At 73.4% G+C, this 24,819-nt stretch carries 20 protein-coding genes and 1 pseudogene; 8 read left to right on the forward strand and 13 right to left on the reverse strand.

The window, feature by feature from the left end; translation table 11 throughout:
* Positions 1-139: 139 nt before the first annotated feature.
* The 4 genes from ABJI51_RS30515 to ABJI51_RS30530 form a co-directional block, all read right to left on the reverse strand.
* Complete coding sequence (locus ABJI51_RS30515) at positions 140-481, reverse strand: VOC family protein (RefSeq protein WP_348954496.1); 342 nt, start codon at positions 479-481, stop codon at positions 140-142.
* A gap of 85 nt (positions 482-566) precedes the next feature.
* Positions 567-1,235, reverse strand: coding sequence for an ABC transporter ATP-binding protein (locus ABJI51_RS30520; protein ID WP_348954497.1), 669 nt, complete (start codon positions 1,233-1,235; stop codon positions 567-569).
* Complete coding sequence (locus ABJI51_RS30525; protein WP_348954498.1) at positions 1,232-1,921, reverse strand: ABC transporter ATP-binding protein; 690 nt, start codon at positions 1,919-1,921, stop codon at positions 1,232-1,234. The genes ABJI51_RS30520 and ABJI51_RS30525 overlap by 4 nt, the downstream gene beginning before the upstream one ends.
* Positions 1,914-4,496, reverse strand: coding sequence for an FtsX-like permease family protein (locus tag ABJI51_RS30530; RefSeq protein ID WP_348954663.1), 2,583 nt, complete (start codon positions 4,494-4,496; stop codon positions 1,914-1,916). The genes ABJI51_RS30525 and ABJI51_RS30530 overlap by 8 nt, the downstream gene beginning before the upstream one ends.
* 274 nt (positions 4,497-4,770) lie before the next feature.
* Between ABJI51_RS30530 and ABJI51_RS30535 the strand changes: the two genes are divergently transcribed.
* Positions 4,771-6,504 carry a glycosyl hydrolase family 18 protein gene (locus ABJI51_RS30535; RefSeq protein WP_348954499.1) on the forward strand — a complete coding sequence of 578 codons (1,734 nt, stop codon included), beginning with the start codon at positions 4,771-4,773 and terminating at the stop codon, positions 6,502-6,504.
* A 101-nt stretch (positions 6,505-6,605) separates the two neighbouring features.
* Positions 6,606-7,139, forward strand: coding sequence for a carboxymuconolactone decarboxylase family protein (locus ABJI51_RS30540; RefSeq protein ID WP_348954500.1), 534 nt, complete (start codon positions 6,606-6,608; stop codon positions 7,137-7,139).
* 14 nt (positions 7,140-7,153) lie between these two features.
* Here the strand turns inward: ABJI51_RS30540 and ABJI51_RS30545 are convergent, their stop codons facing one another.
* The 5 genes from ABJI51_RS30545 to ABJI51_RS30565 form a co-directional block, all read right to left on the reverse strand.
* Entirely contained in the window at positions 7,154-8,068 is a 915-nt protein-coding gene (locus ABJI51_RS30545) for a quinone oxidoreductase family protein (RefSeq protein ID WP_348954501.1), read from the reverse strand.
* 26 nt (positions 8,069-8,094) lie between these two features.
* Entirely contained in the window at positions 8,095-8,955 is an 861-nt protein-coding gene (locus ABJI51_RS30550; RefSeq protein WP_348954502.1) for a dioxygenase family protein, read from the reverse strand.
* Between the two features lie 11 nt (positions 8,956-8,966).
* Positions 8,967-9,758, reverse strand: a complete 792-nt coding sequence (locus ABJI51_RS30555; protein ID WP_348954503.1) for a citryl-CoA lyase — start codon at positions 9,756-9,758, stop codon at positions 8,967-8,969.
* On the reverse strand, positions 9,751-10,908 hold the full coding sequence (locus ABJI51_RS30560; protein WP_348954504.1) for a CaiB/BaiF CoA transferase family protein: 1,158 nt from the start codon (positions 10,906-10,908) through the stop codon (positions 9,751-9,753). Before ABJI51_RS30560 ends, ABJI51_RS30555 begins: the two co-directional genes overlap by 8 nt.
* Positions 10,909-10,977: 69 nt before the next feature.
* Complete coding sequence (locus ABJI51_RS30565) at positions 10,978-11,787, reverse strand: IclR family transcriptional regulator domain-containing protein (protein WP_348954505.1); 810 nt, start codon at positions 11,785-11,787, stop codon at positions 10,978-10,980.
* A gap of 179 nt (positions 11,788-11,966) precedes the next feature.
* On the opposite strand from ABJI51_RS30565, the gene ABJI51_RS30570 reads away from it, so the two are divergent.
* A complete protein-coding gene (locus ABJI51_RS30570) occupies positions 11,967-13,400 on the forward strand; it encodes an amidohydrolase family protein (protein WP_348954506.1) in 1,434 nt (477 codons plus the stop codon).
* Positions 13,401-13,403: 3 nt separating this feature from the next.
* Here the strand turns inward: ABJI51_RS30570 and ABJI51_RS30575 are convergent, their stop codons facing one another.
* Positions 13,404-15,218 (reverse strand): glycoside hydrolase family 15 protein, encoded by a 1,815-nt coding sequence (locus tag ABJI51_RS30575; RefSeq protein WP_348954507.1) that lies wholly within the window; start codon positions 15,216-15,218, stop codon positions 13,404-13,406.
* Positions 15,219-15,355: 137 nt separating this feature from the next.
* Here ABJI51_RS30575 and ABJI51_RS30580 point away from each other — a divergent pair, with 137 nt between their 5' ends.
* A complete protein-coding gene (locus ABJI51_RS30580) occupies positions 15,356-16,765 on the forward strand; it encodes an MFS transporter (RefSeq protein WP_348954508.1) in 1,410 nt (469 codons plus the stop codon).
* A gap of 21 nt (positions 16,766-16,786) precedes the next feature.
* Here ABJI51_RS30580 and ABJI51_RS30585 read toward each other — a convergent pair.
* From ABJI51_RS30585 to ABJI51_RS30595, 3 genes and pseudogenes are all read right to left on the reverse strand, one after another.
* A pseudogene (locus ABJI51_RS30585) lies at positions 16,787-17,074 on the reverse strand (potassium channel family protein); the annotation flags it as partial.
* A 167-nt stretch (positions 17,075-17,241) separates the two neighbouring features.
* On the reverse strand, positions 17,242-17,646 hold the full coding sequence (locus ABJI51_RS30590; protein WP_348954509.1) for an SHOCT domain-containing protein: 405 nt from the start codon (positions 17,644-17,646) through the stop codon (positions 17,242-17,244).
* Positions 17,647-17,737: 91 nt separating this feature from the next.
* Positions 17,738-20,401 (reverse strand): LuxR C-terminal-related transcriptional regulator, encoded by a 2,664-nt coding sequence (locus ABJI51_RS30595; protein ID WP_348954510.1) that lies wholly within the window; start codon positions 20,399-20,401, stop codon positions 17,738-17,740.
* Positions 20,402-20,477: 76 nt separating this feature from the next.
* Between ABJI51_RS30595 and ABJI51_RS30600 the strand changes: the two genes are divergently transcribed.
* The 4 genes from ABJI51_RS30600 (at position 20,478) to ABJI51_RS30615 (ending at position 24,819) form a co-directional block, all read left to right on the forward strand.
* The gene (locus ABJI51_RS30600; protein ID WP_348954511.1) at positions 20,478-20,819 is read left to right on the forward strand and encodes a hypothetical protein; all 342 of its coding nucleotides are present in this window, start codon (positions 20,478-20,480) and stop codon (positions 20,817-20,819) included.
* On the forward strand, positions 20,816-21,046 hold the full coding sequence (locus tag ABJI51_RS30605) for a hypothetical protein (RefSeq protein ID WP_348954512.1): 231 nt from the start codon (positions 20,816-20,818) through the stop codon (positions 21,044-21,046). Before ABJI51_RS30600 ends, ABJI51_RS30605 begins: the two co-directional genes overlap by 4 nt.
* A gap of 653 nt (positions 21,047-21,699) precedes the next feature.
* Positions 21,700-22,161 (forward strand): DUF7144 family membrane protein, encoded by a 462-nt coding sequence (locus ABJI51_RS30610; RefSeq protein ID WP_348954513.1) that lies wholly within the window; start codon positions 21,700-21,702, stop codon positions 22,159-22,161.
* Positions 22,162-22,260: 99 nt separating this feature from the next.
* Positions 22,261-24,819, forward strand: a complete 2,559-nt coding sequence (locus tag ABJI51_RS30615) for a winged helix-turn-helix domain-containing protein (protein WP_431605674.1) — start codon at positions 22,261-22,263, stop codon at positions 24,817-24,819.

The following is a 24,819-nucleotide window of genomic DNA, read 5'->3' on the forward strand; positions in this document are numbered from 1 at the left end:
GTCCGGACCGAAGCGCCCCAAGGTGGCCTTCGGTGCGTTCAACGCACCCAATGTGGCCTTCGGTGCGTTCAACGCACCCAATGTGGCCTTCGGTGCATTCGACGCACCCAAGGCCACCTTGGGGCGCTGGGGCTCCCGGTCAGGACTGCGGGTCCTGGAGCAGGCCGAGGACGTTGCCGTCGGTGTCGGTGAACGTTGCCACCAGGCGGCCGTTGCCCACGTCCTTCGGCTCGTCCTTGACCTTTGCGCCCGCCGCCGTCACCTCCGCCAGCTTGGCCTCGATGTCGGTCACGTGCCAGTACGCCACCGGTCCCGTCATGCCCTGCTGGGCGCCGCCCGGGACCAGGCCGATGTGCTGGCCCTCCACGTCGTAGCCGACGTAGTAGGGCGCGTCGGCCTGGGGGTCGGTGCCCAGCAGTGCCGTGTAGACGGCCTTGGCCGCGGTCAGGTCGGTGACGGGGTGCAGGACGGTCTTGATCATCGCGATCCTCCGGGAAGTCGTGGTCTGCGGTACGGGATCACGCTATTCGCGGGCCGCTGACCAGCGCTTCTCGATTCCTGATCGCTTAGTCCAGCAGTGCGGTCAGCACGCCGTCCAGGAGGCGGACCCGGCGGTCGGCGATGCGGTGGACCTCCTCGTCGTGGGTTGCCACGATCACCGCCGCGCCCTCGGATGCGCAGCGGCGCAGCAACCGCAGGACCCGCGGCGTGCTTCCGGCGTCCAGGTGTGCCGTCGGCTCGTCGGTCAGCAGCACCCGCGGCCGCCCGGCCACCGCGCGGGCCAGCGCCACCCGCTGCTGCTGGCCGAACGACACCTCCAGCGGGTAGCGGTCGCCCAGGTCGCCGATGCCCAGCTCGTCCAGCAGTTCGGTGACCCGCGCGGCGATCGCCGACGGCGACGGGCGGGGTACGTCCGAACGCAGCCGCAGCGGCAGGGCCACGTTCTCCGCGATCGTCAGCTCGTTGGCCAGTCCCAGCGCCTGCGGCAGCACCGCGCACGTGTGCCACGGCGGCGCGCCGCTGATCGGGACGCCGTCGAGCAGCACGCAGCCGGAGTCGGGGGAGTCGAACCCGCACAGCAGCGCCAGCAGCGCGCTCTTGCCCGACCCCGAGCGGCCCGAGACCGTCACCAGCTCGCCCGCGCCGACGCGCAGCTCCAGCCCGCGCAGCACCTCGATGTCCCCGCTGGGGTGGGCGAAGCTGCGGCGCAGCCCGACCGCTTCCACCAGTGTCATGCCCGCTCCCGTTCTTCCACGCCTTCGAGCACGCCCTTGTGCAGCCGCGCCACCCGCGCGCCGAGGTCGATGAGGCGTTCGTCGTGCGAGGCGACCAGCACCGCGAAGTCCTGGTCCACCAGATACTGCAACGTGTCCAGCACCAGGTCGGCCGATGCCTCGTCCAGCTGCGACGTCGGCTCGTCGGCCAGGATCACCGTCGACTGTGCCGCCAGCACGCACCCGAACGCCAGCCGCTGCTGCTGCCCGCCCGACAACGCCGAGATCTTCCAGCCCCCGGTGCCGTGCAGGCCCAGCTGGGCCAGGATGTCGTCGGGACGGCACTGCGTCCCGGCCGCCTCCGCGGCGGCACGCAGGTTCTCCGCCACCGACAGATATCCCAGCAGGTTGTCGGCCGGGTTCTGGAACACCAGCCCCAGATGATGCCGCCGCAGCGCCCGCCGCTCCCGGTGCCGGAGCTTGCGCACGTCCGCGCCCTGGAATGTCAGCGTGCCGCGCGCGGGCTGCTCGAACAGCCCCAGCACCCGCAGCAGCGTCGACTTGCCCGAGCCCGACGGTCCGGCCAGCACGGTCATGCCCCGGGCGGGCACGTCGATGCTGACGTCGTCGACACCGGTCACCACCCCGGCCGGGGTCTGGTAGTCCACGCCGATGCCGCGCAGCTGGAAGATGGGTTTCTCAGGCACGGATCAGCTCCGCGGTCCGGGCGGTGCGCACCGAGCGCACCGCGATCCAGCCGGCCAGCGCGACCACCGCCACGCCGACCACGACGACGGTCAGCACGAACGGCAGCGGGTCGGGCAGCTCCGAGCGCGGCGCGAGGAACGTCGCCGGGTCGAACCGCGGCACCGACAGGCCCGCCACCGACACCCCGCACACCACCCCGACCACGATCGCCAGCCCGCTCAGCGCCCCCAGCTCCAGCAGATGGCTGGCCAGCAACGTCCGCGGCCGCATGCCCATCCGCAGCACCAGCGCCCCGGCCAGCGCGTTCTGCCGCCGCCGCACCTCAACCGCCACCAGCAGCGCCAGGATCGCCACCACCCCGAGCACCGCGCCCAGCAGCGCCACGAACGAGAACGTCCACGACACCACGAAGAACGGCAGACCGTCCAAAGCGGACTCCCGGCTGATCCGGTTCGGGATGAACACCCCCGCCGCGCGCAACGCCGCGGTCGCCTCCGCCAGCGGCGCCGTGGTCAGCACGCTCCACTTCGGAATGCCGTCCAGCTGCGCGGGAGTCAGCACCGAGCGGGACACCACGTAGCCGGGGGAGGTGCCGATCATCGGGAACACCGGCAGGTCGGCGGCCACGACCGCGTCCGGCAGCCCCTCCGGCAGCCGCGCGGACTGCTTGGCCGTGTGCCCGATCCGGATCACCGGTGTCCCGCGCGGATCGGGTTGCGAGATCGTCCGCAGCAGCCCGTCGAGGTCGTCGGCGGGCACGCGGTCCACGGCGGCGCCGCGGGTGAACGTCGCCGGGTCGACCACCAGCACCACGCTGCCCGTGCCGGTCAGCTCCCCGACGACGGTGCTGGAGCCTGCCAGCGACGCCGGCATCGCGACCTGGCCCATCCCGATCGGGCTGTCGGTGTCCAGGCGGGCGTTGCTGCCGACGAAGATCGCCGACTTCGTCTCCAGCGCTTCCTCCTGGCCGTCGGCGATGCCGATGCCGGTGGCCAGCGTGCCGATGGCCAGTGTGCCGATCACCAGCACCCCGGTGACCGGGGCACGGGCACCGGCCAGCCGCCGGATCGCCAGCTGCAGCGCCGGGCGCGACCACCACCGCGCCCGGTGCGAGGCGTGCAGGGCCAGCCACGCCAGCCGCGCGGTCAGCAGCCCCACGGTCAGCACCACGAACACCGGATAGGTCAACGCGAGCGGATCCACCTGCGGTAAAGGATTTCCCAGCCGGGAGGCGCTGCCGTAGCGCGCCAGGCGGGTCCAGCCCAGCCACGCCATGCCCGCGGTCGCCAGCTCCCACGGGAAGTACGCCAGCACCCGCACCCGCCCGGCCCGGCGGCGCACCCGGCCCAGCTCGAACTCCCGGTGCGCCCGCACCGCGACGATCAGCGCCAGCAACGTCAGCGACACCGCCAGCGTCCCGGCCGCGACCACCACGGCTCGCAGCTCCGCCGCCGGATCGGGCGCGCCCGGCGGGCCGTAGACCCCCAGCAGCAGCCGCGCCGCGGCCGCACCCGCGGCCCCGCCTGCCAGGATCGGCAGGCCCAGCTCGGCCACGGCCAGCCCGCCGAGGGCACCCGGGCCGCTGCCGCGCGCGGACAGCAGCCGCAGCTGCGCGTGCCGGCGCTGGTACCACTGCAGAGCCACCGTGCCCAGCCCGGCACAGCCGACCAGGACGCTGATCAGCGCCAGCGGCAGGATCGAGACGAACACGTTGTCCCTGGCCTGCCGGGCGATCTGCACCGACCGCTCGAACGTCGGCACGTCCGCGGCCACCAGATCCCCGAGCCCCTGCGCGGTCAGGTCGGCGCGGACGTCGTCGACGAGGTCACGCGAGCGCTGCAGCAGGTCCTCGGCCGCGCTGAGGGTGGCAGGCGCCGGTTCGTAGAAGGAGATGTGGAAGTACTGCATCGTCGGCAGGCCGATCGCCTTGACCGCGTCGTCGAAGGTCTTCTGGTCGGTGGCGAACACGACCGAGTCGATCGGGTCGTTGACCAGCCGGTCGATCACCGCGCCGGACTGCTGCGAGCACCACCACCGCGGCGGCGGGTCGAGCAGGTCGCGGTAGATGCCGGTCACCGGCGGCAGGACCACGCCGTGAAGGCTCGGCCTCGCCCCGAGCCCGATGTGCTCGGCGTCGGCCACGACGTTGCCCAGCCACAGGCCCGGCGCGCGGGTGCCCTGTTGCAGCGTCAGCTGGTCCAGGCCGGCCTGGTCGCGGTAGGCGAGGCGGATTTTGTAGTGCGGGTCGCCGTTGAACTGGGTGCCGGGCAGCACGTGGGTGAACTGGCCGACGACCGGCGCGCCGAAGCCGTGTGCGGGGGCGTGCCGCCGGACCGCGGCGGTGAAGGCCGGGATTGCCGAGACCGGGATGTTGCCCTTGCCGAACACCGGGCCGTAGCTGTCGGGGCAGGTGATCCCGGTCTGGTAGGCCACCGCCGCGCCGCCCGCCGCGGACGCCTGCAGGACCGCCGCCGTGCCGAGGAAACAGGCCAGCAGCGACGTCACCGCGGCGACGATCAACGTCAGCGGGCTGGAGAGGGCGGCTTTCGGGGCTGCTCGCCACGGTTTGGTCACTCTGGGTTGTCCCATCTTCCCCCACATCACCCGCATGGACGCGCACGCTACCGCCCACCCCAGGAAAAGGCACGATTTTTGTTCCGATTGTTGCTCACACCCCGTGCCTGCCGGGCGAGCAACGGCGGCGGCCGTCCGGCCGGTTTAATGGTCTGGACCTTGACGCCGCAATTGGTCTGGTCCAATCCTGAAAGCGTTCTCGCCGTGCACCGCCGCGGCACGGCTCCCCGCCGGCACTGGAGCGCAGATGCGTCGACGCAGACCGTTCGCCCGAATGTCCGTTTTCCTGGCCTTGACCGCCCTGTTCGCCGGGATACAGCCCACCGGCCCGGCAGCCGCCGCACCGGCCGTCACGCCACTGCCCGTCACGACACTGCCCGCCCACGTCTTCGCCCCGTACTTCGAAGCCTGGACCGGCGAAAGCCCCGCCGCGCTGGCCCAGCAGTCCGGCGCCAAGCACCTGACCATGGCATTCCTGCAGGCCGCGACGAAAGGCTCCTGCACCGTCTACTGGAACGGTGACACCGGGATGCCGGTCTCGGCCGCGACCTTCGGCGCCGACATCACCACCATCCGCTCCCGCGGCGGCGACGTCATCCCCTCCTTCGGCGGCTACACCGCCGACAACACCGGCACCGAAATCGCCGACAGCTGCACCAGCGTCGACTCGATCGCCGCGGCCTACGAATCGGTGCTCACCACCTACGACGTCCCGCGGCTCGACATGGACATCGAAGACAACTCCCTGACCAACACCGCCGGCATCGACCGCCGCAACAAGGCCATCAAGAAGGTCCAGGACTGGGCCGCGGCCACCGGACGGCCACTGCAGATCTCCTACACCCTGCCCACGACCACCCGCGGGCTCGCCGACAGCGGCCTGAACGTCCTGCGCAACGCCGTCGCCAACGGCACCCGCGTCGACGTCGTCAACTTGATGACGTTCGACTACTACGACAACGCCGCCCACCAGATGGCCACCGACACCCAGACCGCCGCCACCGGCCTGGTCGGCCAGCTCGCCACGCTCTACCCCGGCAAGACGCAGGCGCAGCTGTGGGCCATGGTCGGCGTCACCGAGATGATCGGCGTCGACGACTTCGGCCCGGCCGAAACCTTCACCACCGCCGACGCCGCCACCGTCTACGACTGGGCCGTCGCCAAGGGCATCAGCACCCTGTCGTTCTGGGCCCTGCAACGCGACAACGGCAGCTGCCCCGGCGGCGCCGCCGCGGACAACTGCTCGGGCATCGCCCAGGACACCTGGTTCTTCAGCCACGCCTTCGCCCCCTTCACCGGCGGCACCTCCGTGCCCGGCAACGACTTCTCCCTCGCCGTCAACCCGGCCTCGGCCGCGGTCGACCCGGGCGGCTCGGCGACCGCGACCGTCGGCACCACCGTCACCTCCGGCGCCGCCCAGCAGGTCACGCTCTCGGTCACCGGCGCCCCCGCCGGCGTCACGGCGACACTCAGCCCGGGCACGGTCACCACCGGCGGCAGCGCCACCCTGTCCGTCGCCACCACCACGGCGGCAGTGCCCGGCAGCTACCCGCTGACCATCACCGGCACCGGCACCTCCGGCAGCCACACCACCACCTTCACCCTCACCGTCAAGGGCACCCCGCCCGCGGGCGGCATCGTCAACGGCGGATTCGAGACCGGCACGCTGAGCCCGTGGAACGCCCCCGGCGACGCGATCGTCGCCACCCCGGCCCACTCCGGCACCCACGCACTGCAGGTCGTGCCCACGTCCTCGGCCACCGGCGAAGCCGCGCAGAACGTCACCCTCGCGCCGAACCACGCCTACACGCTCAAGGCGTGGGTGCAGGGCAGCTACGCCTACCTCGGCGTCCGCGGCGGCGCGTCCGCCAGCACCTGGACCTCCAGCAGCGGCTGGACCCAGCTGTCGGTGCCGTTCACGACCGGCGCGTCCGGCGCGGTGACGGTCTACGTCCACGGCTGGTACGGCCAAAGTGCCGTCTACGCCGACGACTTCACCCTCGGCTGACCCGTTCGGCGGCGGCCCGGTTGGGCAAGGCAGAGGTTGGCCGGGCCGCCGCCTGCCGAAAGACTTCACGGGGAGATCGTTCGCCGCGCGAGGAGGACCCGATGCCCCACATCCCGCTCGACCCGCAGCTGCCGGGCATCTCCGCCCTGTTCGCCTACCGGCCCGAGACCGCTGCCCCGCTCGGGCAGCTGGGGGAGGTCCTGCTGCGCGGCCCCAGCACGCTCACCGTCGGGGAGCGTGAGCTGATCGCGACCATGGTGTCCCAGGGCAACGAGTGCCGCTTCTGCACCGGAAGCCACGCCGCGGTGGCGGCCCTGACCCTCGACGGCGGCCGCCCGGTCGTCGACGCCACCCGCGACGGCATCGACAACGCCCCCGTGTCGGCGAAGCTCAAGGCACTCCTGCGGATCGCCCTCGCCGTACGGGAGAGCGGCCGCGCGGTCACCGAGGAACTGGTCGCGGCGGCCCGCGCGGAGGGAGCGACCGACACGGAACTGCACGACACGGTGCTGATCGCGGCGGCCTTCTGCATGTTCAACCGCTACGTCGACGGCCTGGCCACGGTCGCCCCGGACGACGACGCCGTGTTCGACCTGATCGGCAAGCGGCTGGCCGAAAACGGCTACGCCCGCTGACTCTTTGGGCTGGCTCAGGGGACCAGGACCGTGCGGCCGGGGCGGTGCCACGCCTCGGCCGCGTCGCGCAGGGGGACACGGTGGTACTCGACCGTCAGGGCTCCGGCAATCGCGTGCCGCACCACCGTCAGGAGTGCCTCACGGCGGCGGTCGGCGTCGAGTTCGTTGTTCGTGTAGCCGTGGATGTGCAGTGACCTGCTGCGCAGCAGCGCCGAGGACACCGGGCACTCCTCGCCCGCCGCGCTGCCGAGGTTCACCAGGCGGCCGCCCGGGCGCAGCGTCGCCAACGCCGCCGCGGCCGGCGCGCCCCACACCGGGTCGATCACCAGGTCCACCGGCGTGCCGCCGAGGCTGCGGGCCAACGACTCCGCGTGCACCACGCGGTCCGCGCCGAGACGCCGGGCGCGCGCCAACGCCGCGTCGGACCGCGCGGACGCGATGACCTGCCCCGCTCCCGCCACCCGCGCCAGCTGCACCGCCGACTGGCCGACCACCCCGCCCGCGCCCAGCACCAGCACCGTCTCGCCCGGGACCAGCTTTCCCTTGCCCGTCAGGCACATCCACGCCGCGACCGCCGACAGCCCGAGCGCCGCGACCAGCGCGTGGTCGGCTCCCGGCGGCAGGACCACCACGTCCGACGACCCCACGACCGCCTGCTCGGCCATGCTCCCGTCACCCGGCCGCATCCCCGCGGTCGTGGCGAACCAGACCGGCGTGCCCGCCGGCTGCGTCGGCGCCGGGCGCGTCAGCACACCCACGCCCTGCACCCCCGGCACATACGGCGTCGCTGGAAGCCCGAAGTAGGACGTGCCCGACGCGCACAGCCGGTCCAGCGGGGTGATCGGCGCCGCGGTGACACTCACCGCGACCTCGCCCGGTCCCGCCTCGGGCGCCGTCCGGTCCGCCACGACCGGCGGACGGCCGGGCACCCGGATCTCCGCGGCCCGCACCCGCGTCAGGCCGGCTGCAGGACGAAGTCGTAGCGCGCCTCCAGCCACGGCTGCGCCGACTCGCCGCCGTCCGGCGTCGGGCCGGGGTCGCGTGGCTCGAACGCCACCACCAGCTCCCGCTTCGTGCCGAACACCACGTCGCTGTCGAGGTACTCCGCACCCTCCTGGAACAGGTGCGTGATCAGCGGCTCGAAGCCTGCCGCGTTGATCAGGAAGTGCACGTGGGCCGGGCGGAAGTGGCTGATGCCGGTGTCGCGGATCAACGCGCCGACCGGGCCGTCCATCGGGATCGAATACCCCTTCGGCGCGATCGTCCTCAGGCAGTAGGACCCGTCGGCGCGGCTGGTGTACTTCGCCCGCAGCCGCGCCTCGTCGACGTCCGGCAGCTGCGACTCGTAGGCGCCTTCCGCGTCGGCCTGCCAGACGTCGAGCACCGCGCCGGCGACGGGGGAGCCGTCGAGATCGCGGACCACGCCGTCGATGTAGAGCGGCGTGCCGGGCAGGCCATCGGACATGTCGCCGCCGAACTCCTTCTCCGGCGAGCCCTCGATGTGGAACGGGCCCAGGACGGTGGCCGGGGTCGCCTTCGCGTCGAACGCGTGGTTCATCTGCACCACCAGCATGCTCAGGCCGAGCACGTCCGAGGCGAGGATGAACTCCTCCCGCTTGGCGGTGCTGATCTGCCCGGTCTCGGTCAGCCACCGCATCGCGGCCATCCACTCCGGCTCGGTCAGCCGCACTTCGCGGGCGAAGGCGTGCAGGTGACGCACGAGCGCGGCCAGCACCTGCCCGGTCCGCGGGTCGTGCGCGGTCGCCCACCGCTGCGCGGCGAGCTCGGTGATGGTGTCCTCGGTGACCAGGTGCATCGGCGTTCCTCTCAGGATTCCGGATCCGGCGGCACCGACCGGGTGAACAGGTCGACCGACAGGAAGATGTCGTTCGCGACGGGATGCCGCAACTCCTCGGCGAGCTGCCCGATCAGCCCGGCCGTGCGGGCCAGCAGCGCGAACCCGCGCAACAGCTCGAGCGGCAGCCCCAGATCGGCCAGCGCCGCACCGCACACCCCCGCGCCGTTGAGCGGCAGCGTCCTGCCCAGCACCCGCGGATGCACCCGGCCGATCGCGGCGAACAGCTCCAGATGCGGCCCGCGCAGGCCCTCCTCGCCGGCGATCGCGAACAGCCGCGGGGTGCGCGGGTCGCCGTCCTTGTGCACGTGGTGCCCGAGCCCGGGCACGAACTTCCCCGCCGCGCGCCGGGCCCGCACCGTCTCGAGCGCCAGCGCGTCCCAGCCGTCCTCGTCCACCGGCAGCTCGGTCGCGGTCAGCACGTCGTGCAGGAACCGGCCGCAGTCCTCGGTGACGCCGAGAAAACGCGACCCGCCACCCAGCAGGCCCGCGGCCAGCGCGCCCTGCACCGAGTCGGGCGCCGACAGGTGGGTCAGCCGGGCGACGATCGCGGTCGGGGTGAAGCCGTGGTCGGCCAGCGCGGCCAGCACCGCTTCGAACACCCGCGTCTCGCCCCGGCTCGGCCGTCGTTGCGTGGCCAGCCAGAACGCCAGCTCACCGAACCCGACCGTGCCCATCACGTCCTCGGCCAGATCGTGCCCGAGCAGCGTGATCTTGTCCTTTGTGGACGCACCGAGCGCTGTTTCGTAGACCAGGTCAGGCATCGCGCTCCTTCGTCAGCCACGCGCGCAGCTGCGCCCCGTGCTCGTCCAGTTCCGGCGGCGGCAGCCGGTAGGAGGCGGGCGTCGCGGAGAACCGGATGGGATGCCGCGTGGTCGGGACGGCACGGTCGCCGTCGCCGACCTCGACGATCGGGTCCAGCCCGAACCGCTCGGCCAGCGCGAACCCGCCGTCGATCGTGTTGATCGGTCCACACGGGACACCGGCCTTCGTCAGCGCGTCGAACCACTCCTGCGCCCCGCGCGTGGCCAGCCGCGCCACCAGCAGCGGCCGCAGCTCCGCGCGGTTGCCCGTGCGGTCGGCGTTGCGGGCGAACCGCGGATCGTCCGCAACGCCGGGGATGCCGAGGACCTCGCACAGCCGCCGGAACTGCCCGTCGTTGGCCGCGGCAACGATCAGGTCCGCGTCCGCGGTCGGCAGCGGCTCGTAGGGGAAGACGCTCGGGTGGGCGTTGCCCATCCGGTAGGGCACCACCCCGCCGGCGGCGTAGGCCGAGCTGTGGTTGACCAGCCCGGTCAGCGCCGAGGACAGCAGGTTCACCTCGACGTGCTGGCCCTCGCCGGTCGCGTCCCGGTGCCGCAGCGCGGCCAGGATGCCGATCACCGCGTGGTTGCCCGCCATCACGTCGAACACCGAGATCCCGGCCCGGTACGGCGGGCCGTCCGGATCGCCGGTCAGGCTCATCAGCCCCGACACCGCCTGCACCATCAGGTCGTAGCCGGGCACGTGCGCGCCCGCGCCGGTGCCGAACCCGCTGATCGAGGCGTAGACCGCGCCGGGATTGACCTGCCGGACCGAGGCGTAGTCCAGCCCGTACTTCGCCAGCCCGCCCGGCTTGAAGTTCTCGATCACCACGTCCGCCCGCGCGGCCAGCTCGCGCGCGAGGCCGGCATCGGCGTTGTCACGCAGGTCCAGCGCGATCGACCGCTTCCCGCGGTTGACGCCGAGGTAGTAGGTCGAGACGTCCCCGCGCACCGGCGGCATCCAGGTGCGGGTCTCGTCGCCGTGCGGGCCCTCGACCTTGACGACCTCGGCCCCGAGGTCGGCCAGCAGCATCGTCGCGTACGGCCCGGCGAGCACCCTGGAGAAGTCCGCGACCAGCAGCCCGGACAGCGGACCCGCGGGTGCCTCCACGCCGTTCCTCACCTTCTGTCCGCATGGCGGACGTGTGTCCGCCAGTGTGGGGCAGGGGATCGGCCGGGGTCAAGACACCGCCGGGACCGTCACGTGCGGCACCGCGTCCAGCCGGGCGAAGTCGGCGCTGATCTCGCCCGCCGCCTGCAGCAGCAGTGGCAGGTGGTGCTCCAGCAGGTACTCGACCGAGGTCTCCGCCGCGTGGCAGTTGACGTTCACCCCGGCGATCACCCGGCCCGACCCGTCGCGCAGCGGCGCCGCCACCGAACGGATGCCCAGCGCCAGCTGCTCGTCGGTGAGGGCCCAGCCGCGGGCGCGGACCTCGCGCAGCTCCGCGTCGCGCTCGGCGCGGCCGGGCTGCCAGCGCGGGGTCAGCCCCGAGCGCGACGGCTGGGCCAGCACCGCCTCCAGCTCGTCGGGGGACAGGGCCGCCAGCTGCACCTTGCCCAGCGACGTCGGCAGCGCCGGGAACCGCGTGCCGATCTGCACGCTCAGCCCCACGATCTTCGGCACCGCCACCCGCGCCACGTAGACGATGTCCGAGCCGTCGAGCTGGGCGATCGAGCACGACTCGTTCGTACGGGCGACCAGGCGCTGCAGGTGCGGCCGGGCCACGTCCCACAACCCCGTCGAGCGCACGTACGCGACGCCGAGGTCGAGCACCCGCGGGGTCAGCGAGTAGTCGCGCCCGTCAGTACGGACGTAACCCAGCTCCGCCAGCGTCAGCAGGATGCGCCGGGCGGTCGGCCGGGCCAGGCCGGCCGCGGTGGCGACCTCGGCCAGCGTCATCGACGGCTGCCCCGGCCGGAAGGCCGTGATCACCTCGAGCCCGCGCGCCAGCGCCTCGATGAAATCGGGACCGGTTCCCTCGCGTGGCATCGCGACCTCCCTCTGCTGTGCTGCCGACCCTGCTGTGCGGCTGACCCTGCTGTGCTGCTGACCGCAGCGTAGCGGCGGGGATTGACACCGGCTCGGCATCGGACGAAAGTGGCGGCACCCATCCCGGCGTCCGGCAGGCGGACAATCGTACGCAGCAGTCTGCGTGGAGACGAGGAGCGATGCCACAGCCCTCCGGCGGCCCGGTCGTCCTGCGCGGCGGCACGGTACTGACCCTCGACGACACCCGCCGCGTCCTCGACGGCGAAGACGTCCTCGTCGAAGGCGACCGGATCACCGCCGTCGGGCCCGCGCTGGACGTCCCGCCCGGCACCACGGAGATCGACGCCACCAGCGGCATCGTCCTGCCCGGCATGATCGACACCCACCGCCACCTGTGGCAGACCGCCATGCGCGGCTACGGCGCCGACTGGACCCTCACCCAGTACTTCGTCTGGTACTACCTCGAATGGGGCAAGGTGTTCCGCCCCGAGGACATCTACGCGGGCAACCTGCTCGGCGCCCTCGAAGCACTCGAAGCCGGCGTCACCACCACCGTCGACTGGTCCCACGGCCTGCAGACCACCCAGCACGCCGACGCCGCCGTCGACGCGCTGCAGTCCGTCCCCGGCCGGTTCGTCCTCGCCTACGGCAACATCCAGGACTCGCCGGCGAACTGGACCGCCACCCCCGAGTTCCGCGACTTCGTCTCCCGCCGCATCACCGGCGACGACCTGCTGGGCTTCCAGCTCGCCTTCGACGTCACCGGCGACCCCGCGTTCCCGGAGAAACCCGCCTTCGAAGTCGCCCGCGAGCTGGGCGTGCCGGTGACCACCCACGCCGGCGTGTGGGGCGCGACCGGCGACGACGGCATCCGGCTCATGCACGACCACGGATTCATGACCCCCGAGACCATCTACGTCCACGGCGCGTCGCTGTCGGCCGACTCCTACCACCGCATCGCCGCCACCGGCGGATCGGTGTCGGTCTCGACCGAAAGCGAACAGAGCGCCGGCCAGGGCTACCCGCCGACCTGGGCACTGCGCAGGCACGGCATCCCGGTGTCACTGTCGATGGACACCTCGGTCTGGTGGAGCGGCGACCTGTTCTCGGCCATGCGCGCGACTCTCGGCGCGGACCGTTCCCGCGAGCACCTGGAAGCCCACGCCAAGGGCGAAACGGTGACGCACGCGGCCCTGCGCGCCGAGCAGGTCGTCGAGTGGGCCACCCGCGGCGGCGCCGCCGCATTGGGCCGCCCCGACCTGGGCAGTCTCGAGGTCGGCAAGAAAGCCGACGTGGTGTTGCTGAAGAACGACCACTCGCCGGTGTCGTTCCCGCTGCTCAACCCCTACGGCCACGTGGCGTTCCAGGCCCAGCGCGCCGACGTCCACACGGTCCTGGTCAACGGCCGCATCGTCAAACGCGACGGCCGCCTGGTGGACGTCGACCTGGCCGCCGTCCGCCGGCGCGTCGAGGAAACGGTCGACCACCTGCGGGCCCAGCTCGGCGAAGAAGCGTGGCGGCAGGGAATGAACCCGGACATCCCCGAGACGAAGATCCTCGACAACCCCTACACCTACACCGACTACCAGAGCGGCACCACCCACGGCGGCTGAGCTTCACCCCAGCGCGGCATCGAGGGTGACCGCGGCATCGACGAGCGCCAGGTGCGTGAACGCCTGCGGGAAGTTGCCGAGCTGCTCACCCGACGGCGAGATCTCTTCGGCGTAGAGGCCGACGTGGTTGGCGTAGGTGAGCATCTTCTCGAACGCCGTGCGTGCCTGCTCCGGACGGCCCGCGCGGGCCAGCGCGTCGACGTAGGCGAAGCTGCACAACGAGAACGTGCCTTCCGAACCCGCCAGCCCGTCCGGGGACGCCGCCGGATCGTAGCGGTGGACCAGGCTGTCGGTCACCAGGTCCGCGCCGATGGCGTCCAATGTGGACAGCCACAGCGGGTCCCGCGGCGGCAGGAAACCCGTGCGCGGCATCCGCAGCAGCGACGCGTCCAGCTCGTCGCCGGTGTAGTGCTGGACGAACGCCTGCCGGGTGCGGTGCCAGCCACGGTTGAGGACCTGGTCGTAGATGCTGTCCCGCTGCCACGTCCAGTCCTCCACCGGCGCCGGGCGGCCGTGGGCGCCCGCCAGCCGGATGCCGCGGTCGAACGCCACCCAGCTCATCAGCCTGCCGTAGGTGAAGCAGCGGCGGCCGCCGCGGGTCTCCCAGATGCCCTCCTCCGGCTGGTCCCAGTGCTCGCCCAGCCAGTCGAGCACCGCCCGGATCGCGGTCCAGCCGCGGTGGGGGATCCCGAACCCCGCCTGGTCGGCGGTGCACACGCTGTCCAGCGCCTCGCCGTAGATGTCCAGCTGCAGCTGCCCGGCCGCGTCGTTGCCGATCCGCACCGGGCGCGAACCGCGGTAGCCCGCCCAGTGCGCCAGGCTCTCCTCGCCCAGATCCGCCGAACCGTCCACGCGGTACAGCACGGCCAGCGGCCCGGACGGCCCGTCGGCACCCTCGCGGATCCGGTCACCCAGCCAGCCGCCGAACCGCGCCGCCTCCTCGGTGAACCCCAGCGCCAGCAGCGCCGACACCGAGAACGACGCGTCCCGCACCCACGTGTAGCGGTAGTCCCAGTTCCGCTCGCCGCCGATCTCCTCCGGCAGGCCCAACGTCGGCGCGGCGACCAGCCCGCCGGTCGGCTCGTAGGTCAGCAGCTTGAGCGTGATCGCCGAGCGCGCCACGATCTCCCGCCACCGCCCGCGGTAGGCGGACCGGGCCAGCCACGCCCGCCACCAGTCCACAGTGGAATCGAACAGCGCAGTGAACTCGGCGAGCCGGATCTCCCGCGGCGGTTCCGCCGCGCCGGTCTCCAGCACCAGGCCGCGGACCTGACCCTCCTCCAGCACCAGCCGCAGGTGCACGTCACCGCCCTCGACCCGCGCTTCGGCCAGGTGCTCGTCACCGGGTTCCCGGACCGCGTGCACCACCAGCGACATCTCCGGTGCGACGAACACCGCGCCGTGCCCGGCGAGGATCGCCTGGTGCGGCCGCCTGCCGTAGTCGAACCGGGGCGCGATCACCACGTCGAACGCGATCCGGCCACGCACACAGCGCACCAGCCGGGCGATCCGGTGCCCGGCCGCGGCACGGCCCTCCCGCGGCGGCATGAAGTCGACCACCTCGCCGATCCCGTCCGCGCCGTGGAACCGGGTGATCAGCACCGCGGTGTCCGGGTGGTACATCTGGCTCGACGTGTGCGGCCCCGCGGGCCGGATGCGGAACCGGCCGCCGCGTTCGTCGTCCAGCAGCGCCCCGAACACCGACGGCGAATCGAAACGCGGGCAGCAGAACCAGTCGATCGACCCGTCGGTGGTCACCAGCGCGGCGGTCTGCAGGTCACCGATCAGCCCGTGGTCGGCGATCGCGGTTTCGGTCACGGCTCCTCCTCGGCCACGCGGGATGCGGACGCGCCCACCGTCTCCGGTGCCGCCGCCCGCTGCCTCATCCGGACGGGGTGAGGTGCCGGGCCCGCCCCGGCGGCACCGTGTGCGCCACCCGACCGGAAGGCGCGCCGATGACCGTGTTCGCCCTGGCCCTCGCCCAGTTCGTCGCCAGCTACGCCGCGACGACCATGACCGTCGCCGTGAGCGCGATCGCCGCGGACCTCGGCACCACCGTGCTCGGCGTCCAGACGGCGATCACGCTGTTCACCCTGACCATGGCGTCGCTGATGGTGCCCGGCAGCAAGCTGACCGACGTACTGGGCCGCAAACGCTGCTTCACCGCCGGCCTCCTCGTCTACGGCGCGGGCGCGCTGCTGGCCTCGGCAGCTCTGGGGCCCGGTCTGCTGATCGCCGGGTACTCGCTGCTGGAGGGCATCGGCTCGGCCCTGATGATCCCGCCGATCTACATCCTCGTCACCGTCACCAGCAAGGACGGCACCACCCGCGCCCGCCGGTTCGGCATCGTCAGCGGCGCGGGCGCACTCGGCGCCGCCGCCGGGCCGCTCCTGGGCGGCCTGCTCACCACGTGGTCCGGCTGGCGGGCCTCGTTCGGGCTGCAGGTGCTCCTCGTCGCCCTGATCCTGGTACTGGCGCAGCGGATCGCCGAACCGGCAGGACCGCCCCGCCGCCGGGAGTTCGACGTCGCCGGCGCGATCCTCTCCGCGGCCGGGCTGTTCTTCGTCGTCTTCGGGGTCCTGCAGGCGGGCACCTACGGCTGGTTCGTCTCCCGCGCGGACTTCACCCTCGGCGGGGTCGTGCTGCTCCCGGCCGGCGGCCTCTCGCCGCTGTGGGTGTCCGCCGGGATCGGCGCCGGCATCCTGACGGTGTTCTTCACCCACGTCCGCGCGCGGGAACGCACCGGCCGGGAACCGCTCGTGCCCTCCTCGCTCTTCCACGACCGCGTCACCAACCTCGGGCTGCTCACCCAGCACGTGCAGTGGCTCGTCCTGCAAGGCTCGTTCTTCGTGATCGCGGTGTTCTTCCAGCAGGTCCGCGGGTACAGCGCCGTCGAAACCGGGCTGCTGCTCACCCCGGCGACGATCGGCATCCTCGGCGCGTCGGCGGCCGCCGGGAGGATGGCCCGGCGGCATTCACCGCGCCGGCTGATCCGCGGCGGGTTCGTCCTCACCGGCACCGGGCTGGCACTGATCCTCCTGCTCGTCCGCGCCGGCTCCGGCGTGGCGAGCGCCGTCCCCGGGCTGTTCCTGCTCGGCGCCGGGATCGGGATCATGCTGACGGCGTCGGTGAACCTGGTGCAGTCGCGCAGCACGAATGCGGCCCAGGGCGACATCTCGGGCGTCTCGCGCAGCGTGTCCAACCTCGGCTCGTCGGTGGGCACCGCGCTGGCGGGCTCCGTGCTCGCCGGGACGCCACGTCCCGGCGGGACTTCCTTCGCCCTCGCACTGGCCACGCTCGCCGTGGCCGCGGCGGCCGGGCTGGTCGCCGCCCTGCTGCTGCCACGGCAGGCCCGCACGCACTGAACTGTGCCGCACCGCGGCGGCGATCACCCGCAACACGACCCCGAGCACCACCAGGTCCCCGAGCATCTGCACGGTCACCAGCACCCGCGCCGCTTCCGACACCGGGACGACGTCCCCGAACCCTACCGTCGCGAACACCGTGACCGTGAAGTACAGCGCGTCGGTGCGGGTCAGCGCCACGTCGAACGAACCGGGCCTGCCGTGGCCGAGCACGTAGTACCCGTCGGCGAACAACAGCAGGAACAACGGCACGATCAACGCCAGTGCCTGCAGGCCCTGCCTGCCGGGGAACGGCGACCGCAGGATCATCCGCACCTCACCCACGACCAGCACGGCCACCACCGCGAGCCCGGCCGCGAACGCCGCCACGGTCCAGGCGTGCAGGCCCTGGTCCACCGGGAGCAGGTAGTACACACACAGCAACGCCGTGACCGTCAGCAGCGGCCGCAGGACGGCCAGGTGGAGGAACCGGCCGCTCAAGGCGCGAGCGCCTTCCGCTTGAGGACGCGGAACTCCGCCTCGTCGATGATCCCTTCGTCCAGCAGCCGCCGCGCCTCGGCGATCTGCGCCGCGCTCGTCCGGTCCGCCGCGGACACCTTCCGGACGTAGTCGGTGAACTGCTGCTGCGCGGCCAGCTCGCGCGCCCGCCGCCGCTCGGCCATGTTCCGGCCGCCGGTGATCAGGTAGAGCAGGATCCCGAGGAACGGCAGCACGATCACCAGCAGCGTCCAGCCCGCCTTGGCCCAGCCGGACACGTCCGTCCGGCGGTACAGGTCGCCGAGGACGACGAACAGCAGCCAGAACCACGCGACCCAGCAGAAGAACACCAGCATCGTCCACATCAGATTCAGGAACGGGTATTCCGCGCTCGCCAAGGCCATCTCGACTCCTCACGCCGGGATCAGGGTCGCCCCACCCGACCGGATCCGGGACGTGCCCGCCTCACCCGCGGCGGGTGGGGCGAGCACGGGGTCAGCCCGGGAAGTCGGTGGCCTCGGTGTCGAGCAGGCCACGCCGGAGCGCGGTCGCCACCGCGTCCCGCCTGCTGCGGACATCGAGCTTCGCGTAGATCCCGCGGACGTGGGTCTTGACGGTGTTGGGCGACACGGTCAGGTCCTGGGCGATTTCGTCGATCGAGCGCTGGGTCGGCAGCAGCCGCAGCACACTGCGTTCGCGGTCGGTCAGCGGCGCCGGCATCGGCGGGGTCCGCAGCCGCCGCCGCAACGCGACCACTTCGCCGGCGAACCGCTCACCGGCACCCAGGCTCCCCAGCCGTGCCGTGAGGAAACCGGCGACTTCGGGCGGGGCGAAGACGAAGGGGAACCGGACGTCGCCGGGCTCGGCCGCGCCCAGCGCGTGGTCGAGCAGCCGCACCGCGCGCTCCTGCGCCCCGGCCGCCAGCGCGGCCTGCACCCCGACCAGTGACGCCTCGATCCCCGTCCACGGCAGCACCATCGGCGCTTCCTCCGCCACCAGTGAGCGCAACACGGAACTGGCCGCACCCTGCCTGCCCAGCCGCAGCTGCGTCCGGGCCCGCAGCAGCCGGTATTCCCCGTAACGCGCCAGCACCGGCTGCGCCCAGCGGACGGTCTCCCTGGCCTGCCCGGCCGCCCCGAGCCGCAGGGCGGCGCGGTGTTCCAGCACGGCGCACAGGGCCGCGTGCTCGGCCGGGCAGGCCCGCCCGGTGCCCAGGTGCGTCCGCGCCCGGCGCATCCGCCGCAGTCCCGCGTGCCAGGCACCGAGCTCGAATTCCGCCGCACCGCGCAGCGTTTCGGCGATCAGGCGCAGGTTGCGGGCGGCCCGGGCCGGCGCGTCGCCGAGCAGCCGGCCGATCCGCTTCGCGTGGCCGACGCACTCCGCCACCTCGCCCCGCAACAGGCTGCCGTAGGCAAGCAGGGCACTCACCTGCGCGCCTTCCAGCGAGCGCCAGGCGTCGTCGCCGTCGTGACGCGTGGCGACCTGCCGGGCCAGTGACTCCATCACCCGGTAGTTGCCGTCGTAGCAGGCCAGTCCACTCAGGACGGTGAGGCACTGGGAGACCAGGAAGTGCTGGTTGCGTGTCTCGGCGGCGCGCAGGACCTCCACCAGCGCCTCGCGTGCCGGGCCGCGGTCGTGCCGGGCGACGACGACCATGGCGTGGTGCAGTGCCGCCAGTCCTTCGAGCCCGGTGCCCGCGGCCAGGTCCGCGTCGACCTGCCCGGCCGCGCGCACCGCTTGGACCGGGTTGCGGTCGAGCTGGGCGAGCCGGGCACAGGTCAGCTGCCGCAGCACGGTCAGCTCCGCCGCGGGCCGGTCCGGCCACGCGGTCTCCGCACGGGCCAGCTGCAGCCCCGCCGCCGACGTCTCACCCTCCTCCAGGTACAGCGCGGCGGACACCAGCGCAGCCAGCGGGCCGGTGGGGACACGCCGGTCGTCGAGCATCGTCAGTGCCAGCCGCAGCGCGGAATGCTCACCGGCCAGGAACAACGTCACCGCGTGCCGCCGCACCAGCTCCGCGACACGCGCGACGTGACCCGACCGGACGCTGTGCAGCAGCGCCGCGGCCGGCCGGTCGTGCTCGGCGAACCACCGCGCCGCCGCGGCGTGCCGGGTCCTGGCCACGTCGGGGGCCCGGCGCTGCAGCTCCGCCCGCAGGTAGGTGCGCAGCAACGGCGGCATCCGGTGGTGCGGCGGCGACCCGGCAGTGCAGATCACCTGGACGGCAGGCTCGCCGAGCTCGCGCAGGACCGCCTCGGCCTCCGGCAGGTCGGCGAGCGCGGCGGCGAGCCCGGCCGGGACGTCGTCGCAGATGCTGATCGCCCGCAGCAGCTCCCGCTGCGTGGCGGTGAGCGGGGCGAGCACCTCGTCGGTGAGGTAGTCCAGCACCGCGCGGTCGCGGCCGGCGAAGAAGTCGTGCAGGCCACCGTGCCGGGCCGCCGACGCCGCGGCCAGCCGCAGCCCGGCGGGCCAGCCAGCGGTCCGCGCGATCACGAGGCCGGCCTGCCCGGCCGGGATCGCCGCGCCGGTCGTCTCGAGGAACCTCCTGGCCTCCTCGCCGGAGAACCGCAGCTGGGCCGGGCCCAGCTCGACGAGCCGGCCGGCGAGCCGGGCGCGTCCCAGTGGCAGCGCGGGCTCCCGGCGGCCCGCCGCCACCAGCCGCAGTCCCGCCGGCTGGTGGCGGACCAGCGTCTGCAGGCCGTGCCACGTGCCGGGCGCGGTGATCTCCTGGACGCCGTCGAGCACGAGCAGCACGGGCGCGGGCAGCCCGTCGAGTGCGTCGGCGACCCGGTCCAGGAAAGCGAGGTCCGTGCCGGGGTCGGGCGGCACCGGCAGGTGCCGCAGCGGGTTCCCGGCCGGGACCCGGGGACAGCCGCCGAGTGCTTCGAGCACCGCGGACCAGAACAGGCGTTCGTCGTTGTCGCCGGCGTCGGCCGACACCCAGGCCACCGCGTCCCGGCGGCCGCCCGCCCACTCGGCGAGCAGGACCGTCTTGCCGAACCCGGCCGGTGCCCCGGCGAACACCATCGCCGCATCTTCCAGCCCGTCGAGAACGGCGTGCAACCGTGGCCGCGGAACGAGGTCACCGGGTGGCGCGGGGATGCTGACCTTCGCCCGCGGCACCCGTCTCTGCCGCGGCAAACCATGATTATCCGGCATTCGTCCTCCTTGTCGGCTCCCCGCTCACCCGCGGCGGGTGAGCAAAACATCCGCCGGGCGCAGAATCGTGTGTCCCGTGAAAGATCGGGAACATTCCGGAAAAAGCCGTCCGGCCGGCACCTGGGCAGGTTTCGTCGCGGCGCAGTTCTTCTGGGCCGGTCCCGGCGAACTGGTGGCGCTCGGCGTGCTGCGGACCGGCCGGATCGGCATCGAGGCACTGCTGCCGGCACTGGCACTCCTCCTCACCGCGGGCACCTCGGTGACGTCCGTGCGGCTCGGCCTGCGCGCCGCAATCGACTTGGTCGCCCGCGCGCTCTTCCTGCCGTCGCACGGCTGGTCGGCGGCCGTGATGCTGCTCGACCTGGTGGTGGTCGCCGCGGCGTGGTTCGCCGCGGGCCTTCGCCGGGAGTCCCGGTGACCGGGGCGAACTACGTCTTCCGGGGCAGCGGCAGTGTTCCCGAACGGGCAGGCGAACTCCTCGGCGATTGCCGGGGAATGCTCGTCGTTCCCGTTCCGCCGGACACCATCGTCTTCGGCACGGTGACCGACCAGCACACCATTCCGCGGATCGTGCGGACCCTCGAAGCGCTGGGTATGCGCGTCGACTCCGTGCACTGCGTCCGGGAACTCCCCGACATTCCGTGAATACCCCGGATCGCCACGCGCAGGGCAGCACCCGGCGTGGACGGCGATGCGGTCGACGTGCGGCATGAGCGGATCGTCGGCCGCGGCGCCGCCGGGGTCGTCGCCCGGCGCGGGTGAAGCGCGGGTCATCCGCCACGGGTGACGACGCCCCGTGCCCGGCCCGGGAAGGTGACTCGCGGAAGGTGCGGCCGCCGGCAGCGGAGATCTCCCCGGCGGCACGGGCGCGCCGGCACCTCCCACCGGACCGCGGCGGCGCTCGGGGGCGCCGCCGCGGTCCCTCCGCCGCTGGTGCCCGCCGACCGCGCCGGGCGACGGTCGCCGACTGCGTGGCCGCGCCGGCGCTGCTTGCCTGCGTGGGGCCGTCCGGCGGTTCCTGATCTCACCTGGCGGGCGAGGCCGGGCTCCGGCGCCACTGGGTGGCTCGCATCTTCCGGGCATCGCCCAGGCCGCGTCCAGCGGTTCCTGATCTCACCTGACGAGGCCGGGCCGCCGTCCCTCCGCCACTGGCCCGGTGTGGGTGGCTCGCACCTTCCCGGCGTCGCCCAGGCCACGTCCGGCCGTCCTGATCTCACCTGGCGCGGGCGAGGCCGGGCGGGTGACCGACCCACCATGATCGCCCGGGTCCGCAAACCCCACCCAGGGAGAGAGGGACCATGAGCGAACACACGCAGCACCACCCGGGTGCACCCGGCACCGGGACCCCGCCGCCGCGCGACCGTGCCGTCGCCCGCTCACGGCGGGTCGGCTGGATCTGGTTCGCGGGGACGATCACCGTCCTGGCCGGGCTGTTCACCGCCGTGGAAGGGCTGGTCGCGCTGTTCGACAAGAACTACTACGTCGTCGGCCCGTCCGGGCTGCTCGTCTTCAGCCTCACCGGCTGGGGCTGGGCCCACCTGATCATCGGCGTCCTCGTCGTGCTGACCGGTCTCGCGCTCTTCACCGGCGCCATGTGGGCGCGGGTCGTCACCGTCGCGCTCGCCGGCTTCAACGCGCTGACCCAGCTGGCGTTCCTGTCCGCGTACCCGGTCTGGGGCGTGGTCGTCATCGCCCTCGACGTCCTGGTGATCTGGGCCGTCGTCGTGCACGGCGACGAAGCCACCTACGAGATCTGGTGACCCCGCCCGGGATCAGTACAGTCGTGGCCTTCCGACCGCCGAGAGGTTCCCTTGCCCCCTCGTCCGACGTCGCGGTCCTGGCGGATACCCGGTGCCAAGGTGACGGTGCCGCGGGTACCGAGGATCTTCGTCCCCCGTCCCCGGCTCGCCGCGCTGTTCGACCGCGCCACCGCCCGGTCGGTGACCGTGGTCCGGGCCCCTGCCGGGGCCGGCAAGACCACGGCACTGGCCGGCTGGGCCGCCGGCCGCCGGGACGTCGCCTGGGTGTCCCTCGACCGGGACGACAACGAAGAACTCCGTCTGCAGGCGGCAATCCTGGCCGCTCTGCGCCGGTGTCCCGCGGTACCGGCGGACAGCCCGCTGCACCGGCTCTGCCCCGCGGCACCGGCGTTCCCGGCCGGCCTCGGCGACGCGCTCGGGGAACCGGTGCGGCTGGTGCTGGACGACCTCCAGGAGATCTCCGGCCCTGAGGCCAGGGAGACGCTCGCCGCCCTGATCCGCCACCAGCCGTCGGGCCTGCGCCTGGTGTTCGCCACCCGCGTCGAGCCGAGACTGCGGCTCGCGCGCCTCCACGTCGAGGGCTCGCTGTCTCGGGTGGGGGCGGCGGAATTGCGCTTCAGCGCCCGCGAAACGGCGAACCTGCTGCACGCCACCGGCGTGGTGGTGAGCGACGACCGGGTCCGGGAGCTCACCGAGCGCACCGCGGGCTGGGCCGCGGCACTGGGCTGGGCCGCGGTGTCGGTGCGCGACGCCGAAGACGTCGCCGACGAACGCGCCGTCACACGGTTCCTAGCCGACGAAGTGCTGTCCCGGCTCCCCGAGGACACTGTGGACCTGCTGCGGTGCGTGAGCGTCTGCGACGCGGTGAGCGCGGCGCTGGCGATCCGGCTGTCGGGCCGCCCGGACGCCGGGGTGACGCTGGACGAGCTGGAACGCGACACCGGGCTGCTCGGCCGGACCCCGGCCGAGACCTACCGGCTGCCACCGCTGCTGCGCGGGTTCCTCCGCGCTGAACTCACCCGGCAGTCCCCGGCCCGGGTGCGGCGCCTGCACGGCATCGCCGCGCGCTGGTACGCCGCCGAGGGACGGTTCGGGGACGCCCTGTCCCACGCCGTGGCCGCCCGCGACCAGCAGCACGTCCTGTCCCTCGCCCGCGCCCACGCCGTGCACCAGGTGCTGGCCGGAAACAGCGAACCCGTCCGGGCCGCCCTGACCTACCTGGGCACCGAGACGATCGCCACCTGCCCCCGGCTGCGGCTGGCGTCGGCGGTGGACCACGTGCAGCGGGGGCAGCTGGCCGAGGGAGCGGCCGACCTCGGCGCCACCGGCGGCGACGATGGGCTGGGCCTGGTCGCCGAGCCCGGGCGGCTCGCTGAGCCCGGGCAGCTGGCCGAGGCCGCCGCCGACCTCGGTCCCACCCGCGGCGGCGATGGGCTGCACCTGCTCGCCGTCCGGCACCTCGCGCTGCTGACCGGACGGCAGCCGCCGGTCTCCGTGGCGCCGCCCGGGCGGTCTCCGGAAGCCGACGCCTGGGAGAAACTGGACCTGGCCTGGCGGTCGCTGCACCGGGGTGCGCGGCGGCACGCCGTCACGCGGGCCGAAGAGGCGCTGCGCCTGGCCAACCGGGCGCGGCTCGACCATCTGGTGCTCCACAGCAGGCTCGCCCTTGCCGTCGCCGCCGCTCTCCACGGGGACCACGCCGCCCTGCGGCGGGCCTGTACCGGGGCACTGGCCGTCGCCCGGCGGCACGGCTGGCACCGGACCCCCGGCGTGGCCGACTGCCACCTGATGCTGGCCTACGACGACCTCATGCGGTGCGAGCCCGTGGCCGCCGCCCGGGAACTCGCCCAGGCGGCCCGGGCCGCCATCCCCGGCGGCGCACCCGCGCTCGGGCCGCTGCGCTGCTTCTTCGAAGGCGTCGTGCGATTTGACGACGGCGACCGGGCGGCGGGCTCGCAGGCCATGCGGGCGGCCCGGCACCGGCTCGCGGACGCCGAACTGCCCCGCGAGATCACCGGGGTGTGCGCGGTCGCCGAACACCAGGCCGCGCTGGCCGTCGGCGAGCACCTGCACGCGGCAGAAGTGCTCGCCTGGGCCCAGGAACGGCTGCCGGGTACCGCCGAACCGGCCCTGCTGCAGGCACAGGCCCACCTCTCCGCCGACGAGGCCGGCCCGGCCGAGACGGTCCTGCGCGCGGCCGCCGCGGCGCCAGCGCTGCTGCCGGCCACTCCCGTGGACACCTGCCTGGTGGAGACGGCCCTCGCGCTGCGCTCCCACCGGCGTACCAAGGCCCTGCACGCACTGGACCGCGCGCTGGCGCTGGCCCGGCCGCACGGGCTCGTGCGGCCGTTCGCCCTCGCCGAACCGCAGGTCGCGCACCTGCTCATCGACCACTCCGGCGGATTCGGCTCGCTGGACCGCTTCGCGCAGTCGGTGCGCGGCAGGCTCGTCCCGCACGCCCCGCCCAGCGAGCTGACCGACCGGGAACAGGTGGTGCTGCAGCGGTTGCCGTCCCAGCGGTCGCTGGACGAGATCGCCGCCGACCTCACCGTCTCGGTCAACACCGTCAAGACCCACGTGCGGGCCATCTACGGCAAGCTCGGCGTGAACAACCGGCGCTCGGCGGTCGTGGTCGCCCGCCAGCACGGGCTGACGTGA

This window comes from Amycolatopsis melonis (assembly GCF_040064235.1).
Taxonomy (GTDB): domain Bacteria; phylum Actinomycetota; class Actinomycetes; order Mycobacteriales; family Pseudonocardiaceae; genus Amycolatopsis; species Amycolatopsis melonis.